Consider the following 10,945-nt stretch of genomic DNA (forward strand, 5'->3'; position numbering starts at 1 on the left):
CCGGTGGCGCTTCGCGCCACCGGCCCACCGGCGTTTCACAAGAGCTCACATTGTGGTATAGTCGCATAGTAAGAAATTCCTGGGGAGGATCTGATGGCAGGGAAGCCTGGTATGAAGCGGAATTCGGCCAAGTCCTACACGGTCCGAATTCGCCAAAAGGGCCAGGCCACGCTCCCCAAGGAGGTTCAAATGGCATTGCATGTCAAAGAAGGCGACCAGATCAGGTTCCATGTCGGAGAGGACGGCCGCGTCACGGCGGAGGGCATCGTGGAGATACCCGCCGACCAGCGGTGGTTCTGGACGCCGGAGTGGCAGGCCGGCGAGCGCGAGGCCTCTGCTGACATTGCTGCCGGCCGTACGAAGACCTACTACGACATCGACGAAATGTTCGATGACTTGGATCGTGAGAATCCGCTCTGATGGCGCCGACCTTTGATCGGACCGAGAAGTTCAAGCGCGACCAAGCGAAGCTCGATGCCGACCAGCGGGCTCGGTTGAGAAAGTCGGTCAAGGATTTTGTCGAAGATCTCAAAGAAGGTCGCCAACCCCGCCCTGGGCTTCGAGTGAAGGGGCTCCAAGGGCATGACGGCATCTATGAACTGACCTGGGCTCCCGATGGTCGAGCGACTTGGGCGTATGGGGAAGAGGTCGTCGAGGGCGAAGTGCACGTCGTCTGGCGTCGTGTGGGCACCCACGACATCTTCAAGAACCCGTGATCAGCGGCGGCGCGTAGCGCCGCCGCTGTCGTCGTTCCGGGCGGGCAGCAGGCTGTCCCATCCGGGCTCGTCTTCCAGGCCGTCGCCGATGGTCGAGTCCCAGAGTTCGGCGTCTTCTGAGGCGAACCATTCGTCCCACGCTTCTTTGTACTGTTCCTTGAGTTCCTCATCGCTTGGGCGGTTTGTCATGAGGGGATGTTCCCTCGTCCCGGGATGCGGCGCAACCCCAATAGGATGGGCGGGTGGTGCAGGTGCAGCAGGGGGTTCGGCATCCGGATGATCCGGAGCCGGTGGAGTCGACCAAAGTGGTGGCGGCGAGGATGCTCGCCGGGGTCGGGGCGGCGCTGTCCGTCTTTGTGGGCGGGGCGGTTCCGGCGGTGATCGCGCTCATGCTGGCGCGGCAGGCCGAGGCGGAGATCCGGGCCTCCGAGGGGTTTCTGCTGGGGGCGTCGCGGCTGGCCGGGATCAGGCGGACCGCGTGGGTCGCGATCGGGATCGCGGGGGCGATCGTGGTTGCGGCGCTGCTGGTCTGGGTGCTGGGGATGGCCCGGTCGGCGGGGCAGGTGCCGTACGGCGGGGACGTCGCCTGACATCCGGGGGAAGCCCTGGTGAACAAGCACTCCTACCGGGCTCCCCGCGCGGGGCGGGCGCGTCCCGCGAGATAAGATGGCCGAGGTGTGCTTACCGCACCGATTCGAACGGGACATCGCCCCTCGTCCCGGTATCCGTGACACTGAACACGGATGCCGCTCGGGGCGAAATCGGCTTTGACCTTGTTCGTTAGGCTAGGTAGGCTTCTCCCTTGCGCCTGGACACCGCTTTGAGCGGCATGGTGGCCCTGTCAACTCCGGCAGCTCGGTCCCCGTGAGAGCCAGGCCAGGTTGCGTGCCTGCAAGGCAGTGGGACTTCGGTCCCGCAGGCCGGCGCCATCGGCACGCATCCCTCGCACTGGGGGCTTCGTGAACACGGCTCTTTAGCCGGTCTCCGAGGAGATCGCTTCACGAACGCGTCTGAACTCGCCAGACAGCGGACTTCGGTCTGCGCGTTGCGGCGGGTATGGGTCCGGAGAGACGCGACACGCCCGAACGCGGGGGACGGGAACCCACGACACCTGAGCTGCGCATTCGTGCGCGGCCCAGCCGTGGGGGACAGATGGCGCTGACACAGGAATACGCAACCGTCGACTGTTGAGAGGGGTCCGCCTAGTGCCGACTATCCAGCAGCTGGTCCGCAAAGGCCGCCAGGCCAAGACCAGCAAGAACAAGACGCCCGCGCTGAAGGGCAGCCCGCAGGCGCGTGGCGTGTGCACGCGCGTGTACACCACCACGCCCAAGAAGCCGAACTCGGCCATGCGCAAGGTCGCCCGCGTGCGCCTCATGAACGGCACCGAGGTCACCGCCTACATCCCGGGCGTCGGCCACAACCTCCAGGAGCACTCCATCGTGCTGGTCCGCGGCGGTCGTGTCCGCGACCTCCCCGGTGTGCGCTACAAGATCATCCGCGGCGCGCTCGACACCCAGGGTGTCCGCGACCGCAAGCAGGCCCGCAGCCGCTACGGCGCGAAGAAGGAGAAGTAGGCATGCCGCGTAAAGGTCCCGCGCCGCGCCGGCCGCTTACCGCCGACCCGGTCTACAACTCGGTGCTCGTCACCCAGCTGATCAACAAGGTCCTGAAGGACGGCAAGCGCCGCCTCGCCGAGCGCATCGTCTACGAGGCCCTCGAGAACTGCCGCAAGAAGGCGGACTCGGACCCCGTGGTGATCCTCAAGCGCGCCCTCGACAACGTCAAGCCGACGCTCGAGGTCCGCTCCCGCCGCGTCGGCGGCGCGACCTACCAGGTCCCGGTCGACGTGCGCCCGCAGCGCGCCACCACGCTCGGTCTCCGCTGGCTCGTGGGCTACTCCCGCGACCGCCGCGAGAAGAGCATGGTCGAGCGCCTGACGAACGAGATCCTCGACGCCTCGAACGGCCTCGGCGCCGCGGTCAAGAAGCGCGAGGACACGCACAAGATGGCCGATTCCAACAAGGCATTCGCGCACTACCGCTGGTAGTCGCAGAGAGACTGAGAGATCGTGGCTAACAAAGCTAACGCGGCGCTCGCCAAGCTCCGCAACATCGGCATCATGGCCCACATCGACGCCGGTAAGACCACCACCACTGAGCGCATCCTGTACTACACGGGCGTGTCGCACAAGATCGGTGAGGTCCACGACGGCGCCGCGACCATGGACTGGATGGAGCAGGAGCAGGAGCGTGGTATCACCATCACCTCCGCCGCTACCAAGTGCGAGTGGGACGACCACGTCATCCAGATCATCGACACGCCGGGCCACGTCGACTTCACCGTCGAGGTGGAGCGTTCGCTGCGCGTGCTCGACTCCGCGATCGCCGTCTACGACGGTGTCGCCGGCGTGGAGCCGCAGACCGAGAACGTCTGGCGCCAGGCGAACAAGTACAACGTCCCGCGCATGTGCTTCGTCAACAAGCTCGACCGCACCGGTGCGAACTTCTTCCGCTGCGTCGAGATGATGCAGGAGCGCCTGAACTCCAACACCGCGGTGATCCAGCTCCCGATCGGGAACGAGGCCGACTTCATCGGCGTCGTCGACCTGGTCGAGATGCACGCCAAGGTGTGGCGCGGCGAGACCGACCTCGGCGAGCACTACGAGATCGAGGAGATCCCCGCGGACCTGGCCGACCAGGCCGCGGAGTACCGCGAGAAGCTCCTGGAGACCCTCTCGGACGTCGACGACGAGTTCGCCGAGCGCTTCCTGGAGGGCGAGGAGATCTCCGTCGCCGACGTCAAGGCCGCGATCCGCAAGGCCACGATCGCGAACGAGATCAACCCGGTCATCTGCGGCACCGCGTTCAAGAACAAGGGCGTTCAGCCCCTGCTCGACGCGGTCGTGGACTACCTGCCGAGCCCGCTCGACATCCCGGCGATCCAGGGGACCCTCACCGACAACGAGACCCCGGCCGCGCGTCACGCGGACGTCGAGGAGCCCTTCGCGGGGCTGGCGTTCAAGATCCAGACCGACAAGCACCTCGGTCGTCTGACCTACGTCCGGATCTACTCCGGCACGGTCTCGACCGGCACCCAGGTCATCAACTCGACCAAGGGCCGCAAGGAGCGCGTCGGCAAGATCTACCAGATGCACGCCAACAAGCGCGAAGAGCGCTCGGAGGCGCAGGCCGGCGACATCATCGCGGTGCAGGGCCTCAAGGCCACCACCACCGGTGACACGCTGAGCGACTCGAACGACCAGGTGATCCTGGAGTCGATGATCTTCCCGGAGCCGGTGATCGACGTGGCCATCGAGCCGAAGTCGAAGGCCGACCAGGACAAGCTGGCCACCGCGATCCAGCGCCTCGCCGAAGAGGACCCGACCTTCCGGGTCAAGACCGACGAGGACTCCGGCCAGACGATCATCTCCGGCATGGGCGAGCTGCACCTCGACATCCTGGTCGACCGCATGAAGCGGGAGTTCAACGTCGAGGCCAACATCGGCAAGCCGCAGGTGGCCTACCGCGAGACCATCACCCAGCGGATCGAGAAGGTCGAGTACCTGCACAAGAAGCAGACCGGCGGTTCCGGTCAGTTCGCGCGCGTGCTCGTCAACCTCGAACCGCTGGAGATGAAGTCGAACGAGGACGAGATCTTCGCCTTCGACGACAAGATCACCGGTGGCCGCATCCCGCGCGAGTACATCCCGTCGGTCAAGGCCGGCGCGGAGTCCGCGCTCGAAGACGGCGTCCTGGCGGGCTACCCGCTGGTGGGCGTGAAGATGGAACTGATCGACGGTCAGTACCACGAGGTCGACTCCTCGGAGATGGCCTTCAAGATCGCGGGTCGGATGGCGCTGAAGGAGGCCGCGAAGCGGGCTCGTCCGGTGCTGCTCGAACCGATGATGGCCGTCGAGGTCATCTGCCCTGAAGACAACATGGGCGATGTCATCGGCGACATCAACTCCCGTCGCGGCATGGTCCAGGAGATGGGCGAGCGGGGCAACGACCGCACGGTCAAGGCCGTCGTGCCGCTGTCGGAGATGTTCGGATACGTCGGCGACCTGCGGTCGAAGACGGCCGGGCGCGCGAACTACTCGATGCAGTTCGACACCTACGCCGAAGTCCCGACGAACGTCGCCAAGGAGATCATCGCCAAGGCGACAGGCGAGTAAGCGGCTCCCCGCCCGAGCCTGGGCGGGACCGCTGACCACCTGTTGCCAGCAGAGGCGCTGAAATCCGAAGCGACGCAATAGGTCAGATAAGTCAAACCAGATTTACCCAGTCCACAGGAGGACGAAGTGGCTAAGGAAAAGTTCGAGCGGACCAAGCCGCACGTGAACATCGGCACGCTCGGTCACGTCGACCACGGCAAGACCACGCTCACCGCGGCGATCACCAAGGTCCTGCACGACAAGTTCCCGGACCTCAACCCGTACACGCCGTTCGACGAGATCGACAACGCTCCCGAGGAGCGCCAGCGCGGTATCACGATCTCGATCTCGCACGTCGAGTACCAGACCGAGTCTCGGCACTACGCGCACGTCGACTGCCCCGGTCACGCCGACTACATCAAGAACATGATCACCGGTGCCGCCCAGATGGACGGCGCGATCCTGGTCGTGTCCGCCGCCGACGGCCCCATGCCGCAGACCCGCGAGCACGTCCTGCTCGCCCGCCAGGTCGGCGTGCCCTACGTCGTCGTGGCGCTCAACAAGGCCGACATGGTCGACGACGAGGAGATCCTCGAACTCGTCGAGATGGAGGTCCGCGAGCTGCTGTCCGACCAGAACTTCCCGGGCGACGACGCCCCGGTCGTGCAGGTCTCCGCTCTGGGCGCCCTCGAAGGCGAGCAGAAGTGGGTCGACGCCGTCGCCGAGCTCATGCAGGCCGTCGACGACTCGGTTCCGGAGCCGGAGCGCGCCACTGAGCTCCCGTTCCTGATGCCGATCGAGGACGTCTTCACGATCACCGGTCGCGGCACCGTGATCACCGGTCGTGTCGAGCGCGGCGTGCTCCTCCCCAACGAGGAGGTCGAGATCGTCGGCATCCGCGAGGGCGCCATCAAGACCAAGGTCACCGCGATCGAGATGTTCCGCAAGACCCTCGACGACGCGCGCGCCGGTGAGAACGTGGGCCTCCTGCTCCGCGGCACCAAGCGCGAAGAGGTCGAGCGCGGCATGGTCGCCGTCAAGCCTGGCACGACCACCCCGCACACCGACTTCGAGGCCGCGGTGTACATCCTGTCGAAGGACGAGGGCGGACGCCACACCCCGTTCTTCAACAACTACCGCCCGCAGTTCTACTTCCGCACCACCGACGTGACCGGCGTCGTGACCCTCCCCGAGGGCACCGAGATGGTCATGCCGGGTGACAACACCGACATGAAGGTGGAGCTCATCCAGCCCATCGCCATGGACGAGGGCCTGCTCTTCGCGATCCGCGAGGGTGGCCGCACGGTCGGTTCCGGCCGCGTCACCAAGGTCGTCAAGTAAGACCGCATACCGGGGCGGCTCGCGAGAGTCGCCCCGGTTCATTCGCTTCCGGGATCCGTCGCCCTGTGACGCTCCGGACGCTGTGAAAGCTGCATCCGCGTAACCTGTCCCACTGTTCCCCGACCCCAGCTTGCTGGGCATTCGGGGGAGCAGGCATAATGTTCAGGTTGCGTTCGCACCAGCGCGCTATTGACGTGCGCGGTGCTCACGCCCGGCCCGCGGGCCCGAGTAGGCGCTGTTGCTGTGCCGAGAGGGACCGTTCACGACGGGCAGGCGGGCGAGCCAAGAAGGCCGGTAAGAGGGCATTCGCGTGCCCGTGCCAGTCTCGAACTCGCGACACGCCCGACCGCGTGGAGCGGTCTGAACAGCCAATTTACGTTAGGTTAGGAATCATGGCGGGACAGAAGATCCGCATCAGGCTGAAGGCCTACGACCACGAGGTCGTGGACTCCTCGGCCCGCAAGATCGTGGAGACGGTCACCCGTACCGGTGCTGCCATCTCCGGCCCGGTGCCGTTGCCGACCGAGATCAACCGTTTCTGCGTCATCCGGTCGCCGCACAAGTACAAGGACTCGCGAGAGCACTTCGAGATGCGCACGCACAAGCGCCTCATCGACATCCTCGACCCGACCCCGAAGACGGTCGACTCGTTGATGCGCCTTGACCTCCCGGCCGGCGTCGACATCGAGATCAAGCTGTAGGGGACCAATGGACAGGCAGATCAAGGGAATCCTGGGCACCAAGCTCGGCATGACCCAGGTTTGGGACGAGAACGGCCGCGCCGTTCCCGTCACTGTGGTGCAGGCCGGCCCGAACGTGGTCACCCAGGTCCGCAAGCCCGACGTCGACGGCTACTCGGCCGTCCAGCTGGGCTTCGGCGACATCAAACTCAAGAACGTCACCAAGCCGCTCCAGGGCCACTTCGAGAAGGCCGGCGTCGCTCCGCGTCGCCACCTCGTCGAGCTGCGCACCTCGGACGCCGCCGACTACGAGCTCGGCCAGACCATCGAGGCCACGGCCTTCGAGGCGGGCCAGATCGTGGACGTCACCGGCACCACCAAGGGCAAGGGCTTCGCGGGCGTCATGAAGCGCCACGGCTTCGGCGGTCTCCCCGCCAGCCACGGTGCGCACAAGGTCCACCGCGCCCCCGGCTCCATCGGCGGCTGCGCGACCCCCGGTCGCGTCTTCAAGGGCATGCGCATGGCCGGCCGCCACGGCGGCTCGCGCCACACCACGCAGAACCTGCGCGTCCAGGCGGTCGACGCCGAGCGCGGGCTCCTGCTCATCGTGGGTGCCGTGCCCGGACCGAAGAACGGCCTGGTGCTCGTCCGCTCCGCAGTGAAGCAGGTGGCATAACCATGAGCCTTGAAATCAACGTCAAGAACGCCTCTGGCGAGGAGACCGGGAAGACCATCGAGCTGCCGGCGTCGATCTTCGACGTCGAGCCGAACATCCCGCTCATGCACCAGGTCGTGACGGCGCAGCTGGCCGCCGCCCGTTCGGGCTCGGCCAAGACCAAGACGCGCGGCGAGGTCCGCGGCGGCGGCAAGAAGCCGTACCGCCAGAAGGGCACCGGCCGCGCCCGCCAGGGTTCGACCCGCGCCCCGCAGTTCGCGGGCGGCGGCGTCGTCCACGGCCCGCAGCCGCGCTCGTACGCGGAGCGGACCCCCAAGAAGATGAAGGCCGCCGCTCTCGCGGGTGCCCTCACCGACCGGGTCCGCGGCGAGAACGTGCACGTCATCGACGCGTTCGTCGACGGCGAGACCCCGAAGACCAAGAGCGCGAAGGCCGCCGTCGAGGCGATCACCGGCGCGAAGAAGGTCCTCGTGGTCCTGTCCGGCGACGAGGAGACCGCGGCTCTGAGCCTGCGCAACCTCCCCGGGGTGCACCTGCTCCAGTGGGGCCAGGTCAACACCTACGACGTGCTCAACAACGAGGACATCGTGTTCAGCGAGACCGCCATCGAGGCGTTCATCGCGGACCGGACCGATCAGGAGGTCGCGGCGTGAGCGAAGTGACCGTCGCCGACCCGCGCGACATCATTCTCAAGCCGGTCATCTCGGAGAAGACCTACACCCTCCTCGGCGAGGGCAAGTACACCTTCGAGGTCGACCCGCGCGCCAACAAGAGCCACATCAAGATCGCGATCAAGCAGATCTTCGACGTGGACGTCAAGAGCGTCAACACCCTGAACCGCTCGGGCAAGCGCAAGCGCACCCGTACCGGTTGGGGCCAGCGCAAGAGCGTCAAGCACGCGATCGTCACCGTCGAAGGCGACCCCGGTCGCCTCGGTGAGATCTTCGGCGGACAGATCGCCTAAGAGACGCAGGGAGTTAACCGATATGGCTATTCGCAAGTACAAGCCGACGACGCCCGGGCGTCGTGGCTCCAGCGTCTCCGATTTCGCCGAGATCACCCGTTCGACCCCCGAGAAGTCGCTGGTCCGCCCGATCACCAAGACCGGCGGCCGCAACAACTCGGGCAAGATCTCGACGCGTCACCGCGGTGGCGGCCACAAGCGCCGCTACCGGGTGATCGACTTCCGCCGTCACGACAAGGACGGCGTGCCGGCGAAGGTCGCGCACATCGAGTACGACCCGAACCGCACCGCGAACATCGCCCTCCTGCACTACGCGGACGGCGAGAAGCGCTACATCCTGGCCCCCAAGGGGATCAAGCAGGGTGACCTGATCGAGAACGGCCCGGAGGCCGACATCAAGCCCGGCAACTCGCTGGAGCTGCGTCACATCCCGGTCGGTACGACGATCCACGCGGTGGAGCTCAAGCCCGGCGGCGGTGCCGCTCTGGGCCGCTCGGCCGGCGCCTCGATCCAGCTGCTCGCCCGCGAAGGCAAGTACGCGCACCTGCGCATGCCCTCCGGTGAGATCCGCCTGGTCCTGGTCAACTGCCGCGCCGCGATCGGCGAGGTCGGCAACGCCGAGCAGGGCAACATCAACTGGGGCAAGGCCGGCCGCATGCGCTGGAAGGGCTGGCGCCCGACCGTCCGCGGTGTCGTCATGAACCCGGTCGACCACCCGCACGGTGGTGGCGAGGGCCGCACGTCCGGTGGCCGCCACCCGGTGAACCCGCAGGGCAAGCCCGAGGGACGCACCAGGAAGAGGAACCACCCGAACGACCGGCTCATCGTCCGTCGTCGCAACGCCAGCCGGAAGCGGGGCAAGTAAACCATGAGCCGCAGTCTCAAGAAGGGCCCGTTCATCGACGACCACCTTCAGAAGAAGGTGGACTCGGCGATCGAGACCAAGAGCAAGACCGTCATCAAGACCTGGTCGCGCCGTTCGACGATCACCCCGGACTTCATCGGGCTGACCTTCGGCGTCCACGACGGTCGCAAGCACGTTCCGGTCTACGTCACGGAGAACATGGTCGGGCACAAGCTCGGCGAGTTCGCCCCCACCCGCACGTTCCGCGGGCACGACAAGGACGACCGGAAGAGCCGTCGCCGCTAGGCCACGGGTTTGAGAAACGAACGAAGGATTAGAACGATGGCAACAGTGGAGCAGGAGGCTCCGAAGGCGCGCGCGGTGGCGCGGTACGTCCGCGTAGCACCTCGCAAGGCGCGCCGCGTCGTCGACCTCGTGCGTGGCCTGCCTGTGGACGAGGCCTTGACGACCCTTGAGTTCGCGCCCTTCAGCGCGGCCGAAGTGGTCTACAAGGTCATCGCGTCGGCTCAGGCGAACGCCGAGAACAACCTCGGTCTGGACCCGGAATCGCTTCTGGTGTCCGAGATCAAGGTCGACGAGGGCCCGACCATGCGCCGGTACCGTCCGCGCGCCCACGGTCGTGCGTACCGGATCAACAAGCGCACCAGCCACATCACCGTGGTGGTCGAGTCCGTGCAGGCCAAGGCCGGTGCCGCTCCGTCGGTCCGCCGCCCCAAGGCCGCTACTGCGCCGAAGCCGGTCGAGGCCGACGCGAAGTCCGAGAACGCTGAGAAGGAGGAGACCGAGTAATGGGTCAGAAAATCCACCCTCACGGGTACCGCCTCGGCATCAGCGCCGACTGGACGTCGCGTTGGTACGCCGACAAGGAGTACGCCGAGTACATCGGTGAGGACGTCAAGATCCGCCAGCTCATGACCAAGGGCCTTGAGCGCGCCGGCATCTCCAAGGTGGAGATCGAACGCACCCGCGAGCGGGTCCGCGTCGACATCCACACCGCCCGCCCGGGCATCGTCATCGGCCGCAAGGGCGCCGAGGCCGATCGTCTGCGCGGCAACCTGGAGAAGCTGACGGGCAAGCAGGTCCAGCTGAACATCATCGAGGTCAAGAACCCCGACATCGATGCGCAGCTCGTGGCCCAGGGCGTCGCGGAGCAGCTGTCCAGCCGTGTGAACTTCCGTCGGGCGATGCGCAAGGCCATTCAGTCGGCCATGCGCAACCCCACCGTGAAGGGCATCAAGGTGCAGTGCTCGGGCCGCCTCGGCGGCGCCGAGATGAGCCGTTCCGAGCAGTACCGCGAGGGCCAGGTCCCGCTGCACACGCTGCGCGCGAACATCGACTACGGCCTGTTCGAGGCCGCCACGACCTTCGGCCGCATCGGCGTGAAGGTGTGGATCTACAAGGGTGAGGCCACGCTCAAGGAGCAGGCCGAGCAGGTGCAGCGCCGTCGCGACTCCGGTCCCGACCGCGGTGGACGCGGTGGCCGCGGCGGTGCCGGTGGCGCCGCCCGCGGTGGTCGCGGCCGTGGTGGCCGCGGAGCCGCCGCGCAG

The 10,945-nt window shown here is 66.6% G+C and carries 16 protein-coding genes; 15 read left to right on the forward strand and 1 reads right to left on the reverse strand.

The window, feature by feature from the left end:
• The first annotated feature begins 111 nt into the window (after positions 1-111).
• Both DI269_RS16240 and DI269_RS16245 read left to right on the forward strand, forming a co-directional pair.
• Positions 112-420, forward strand: a complete 309-nt coding sequence (locus DI269_RS16240; protein ID WP_332871970.1) for an AbrB/MazE/SpoVT family DNA-binding domain-containing protein — start codon at positions 112-114, stop codon at positions 418-420.
• Positions 420-716, forward strand: coding sequence for a hypothetical protein (locus tag DI269_RS16245; RefSeq protein ID WP_198667478.1), 297 nt, complete (start codon positions 420-422; stop codon positions 714-716). The genes DI269_RS16240 and DI269_RS16245 overlap by 1 nt, the downstream gene beginning before the upstream one ends.
• Here DI269_RS16245 and DI269_RS16250 read toward each other — a convergent pair whose 3' ends face one another.
• The gene (locus DI269_RS16250) at positions 717-905 is read right to left on the reverse strand and encodes a hypothetical protein (RefSeq protein WP_112137640.1); all 189 of its coding nucleotides are present in this window, start codon (positions 903-905) and stop codon (positions 717-719) included.
• 53 nt (positions 906-958) lie between these two features.
• Here DI269_RS16250 and DI269_RS16255 point away from each other — a divergent pair, with 53 nt between their 5' ends.
• The 13 genes from DI269_RS16255 to rpsC all read left to right on the forward strand — a co-directional run.
• Positions 959-1,306: a hypothetical protein gene (locus tag DI269_RS16255; protein WP_112137642.1), complete on the forward strand. Its 348-nt coding sequence runs from the start codon at positions 959-961 to the stop codon at positions 1,304-1,306.
• Between the two features lie 615 nt (positions 1,307-1,921).
• Positions 1,922-2,293, forward strand: a complete 372-nt coding sequence (gene rpsL, locus DI269_RS16260; protein WP_091053661.1) for a 30S ribosomal protein S12 — start codon at positions 1,922-1,924, stop codon at positions 2,291-2,293.
• A 2-nt stretch (positions 2,294-2,295) separates the two neighbouring features.
• Entirely contained in the window at positions 2,296-2,766 is a 471-nt protein-coding gene (rpsG, locus tag DI269_RS16265) for a 30S ribosomal protein S7 (protein ID WP_030155149.1), read from the forward strand.
• A 21-nt stretch (positions 2,767-2,787) separates the two neighbouring features.
• On the forward strand, positions 2,788-4,893 hold the full coding sequence (gene fusA / locus DI269_RS16270; RefSeq protein WP_269814173.1) for an elongation factor G: 2,106 nt from the start codon (positions 2,788-2,790) through the stop codon (positions 4,891-4,893).
• A 126-nt stretch (positions 4,894-5,019) separates the two neighbouring features.
• Positions 5,020-6,213 (forward strand): elongation factor Tu, encoded by a 1,194-nt coding sequence (gene tuf / locus DI269_RS16275; RefSeq protein ID WP_112137648.1) that lies wholly within the window; start codon positions 5,020-5,022, stop codon positions 6,211-6,213.
• A gap of 392 nt (positions 6,214-6,605) precedes the next feature.
• A complete protein-coding gene (rpsJ, locus tag DI269_RS16280) occupies positions 6,606-6,914 on the forward strand; it encodes a 30S ribosomal protein S10 (RefSeq protein ID WP_026922761.1) in 309 nt (102 codons plus the stop codon).
• A 7-nt stretch (positions 6,915-6,921) separates the two neighbouring features.
• Entirely contained in the window at positions 6,922-7,569 is a 648-nt protein-coding gene (rplC, locus tag DI269_RS16285) for a 50S ribosomal protein L3 (protein ID WP_112137650.1), read from the forward strand.
• Between the two features lie 2 nt (positions 7,570-7,571).
• Positions 7,572-8,222 carry a 50S ribosomal protein L4 gene (rplD, locus tag DI269_RS16290; RefSeq protein WP_112137653.1) on the forward strand — a complete coding sequence of 217 codons (651 nt, stop codon included), beginning with the start codon at positions 7,572-7,574 and terminating at the stop codon, positions 8,220-8,222.
• Positions 8,219-8,533 carry a 50S ribosomal protein L23 gene (rplW, locus tag DI269_RS16295; RefSeq protein WP_112137655.1) on the forward strand — a complete coding sequence of 105 codons (315 nt, stop codon included), beginning with the start codon at positions 8,219-8,221 and terminating at the stop codon, positions 8,531-8,533. Before rplD ends, rplW begins: the two co-directional genes overlap by 4 nt.
• A 22-nt stretch (positions 8,534-8,555) precedes the next feature.
• Positions 8,556-9,398 carry a 50S ribosomal protein L2 gene (gene rplB, locus DI269_RS16300; RefSeq protein ID WP_112137658.1) on the forward strand — a complete coding sequence of 281 codons (843 nt, stop codon included), beginning with the start codon at positions 8,556-8,558 and terminating at the stop codon, positions 9,396-9,398.
• Positions 9,399-9,401: 3 nt separating this feature from the next.
• Positions 9,402-9,683 carry a 30S ribosomal protein S19 gene (gene rpsS, locus DI269_RS16305; RefSeq protein ID WP_112137660.1) on the forward strand — a complete coding sequence of 94 codons (282 nt, stop codon included), beginning with the start codon at positions 9,402-9,404 and terminating at the stop codon, positions 9,681-9,683.
• 36 nt (positions 9,684-9,719) lie between these two features.
• The gene (gene rplV, locus DI269_RS16310; RefSeq protein WP_112137662.1) at positions 9,720-10,187 is read left to right on the forward strand and encodes a 50S ribosomal protein L22; all 468 of its coding nucleotides are present in this window, start codon (positions 9,720-9,722) and stop codon (positions 10,185-10,187) included.
• A partial coding sequence (gene rpsC, locus DI269_RS16315; RefSeq protein WP_112137664.1) for a 30S ribosomal protein S3 occupies positions 10,187-10,945 on the forward strand: 759 nt, incomplete at its 3' end. The genes rplV and rpsC, both read left to right, overlap by 1 nt.

Origin of the sequence: Glycomyces dulcitolivorans, assembly GCF_003265355.1 — a bacterium.
In the GTDB taxonomy this organism is placed as follows: domain Bacteria; phylum Actinomycetota; class Actinomycetes; order Mycobacteriales; family Micromonosporaceae; genus Glycomyces; species Glycomyces dulcitolivorans.

Coding starts and splice junctions, on each gene's coding strand:
- DI269_RS16240 (WP_332871970.1), top strand. CDS start 112: ATGAAGCGGAATTCGGCCAAGTCCTACACGGTCCGAATTCGCCAAAAG.
- DI269_RS16245 (WP_198667478.1), top strand. CDS start 420: ATGGCGCCGACCTTTGATCGGACCGAGAAGTTCAAGCGCGACCAAGCG.
- DI269_RS16250 (WP_112137640.1), bottom strand. CDS start 905: ATGACAAACCGCCCAAGCGATGAGGAACTCAAGGAACAGTACAAAGAA.
- rpsG (WP_030155149.1), top strand. CDS start 2,296: ATGCCGCGTAAAGGTCCCGCGCCGCGCCGGCCGCTTACCGCCGACCCG.
- rpsJ (WP_026922761.1), top strand. CDS start 6,606: ATGGCGGGACAGAAGATCCGCATCAGGCTGAAGGCCTACGACCACGAG.
- rplC (WP_112137650.1), top strand. CDS start 6,922: ATGGACAGGCAGATCAAGGGAATCCTGGGCACCAAGCTCGGCATGACC.
- rplD (WP_112137653.1), top strand. CDS start 7,572: ATGAGCCTTGAAATCAACGTCAAGAACGCCTCTGGCGAGGAGACCGGG.
- rplB (WP_112137658.1), top strand. CDS start 8,556: ATGGCTATTCGCAAGTACAAGCCGACGACGCCCGGGCGTCGTGGCTCC.
- rpsS (WP_112137660.1), top strand. CDS start 9,402: ATGAGCCGCAGTCTCAAGAAGGGCCCGTTCATCGACGACCACCTTCAG.
- rplV (WP_112137662.1), top strand. CDS start 9,720: ATGGCAACAGTGGAGCAGGAGGCTCCGAAGGCGCGCGCGGTGGCGCGG.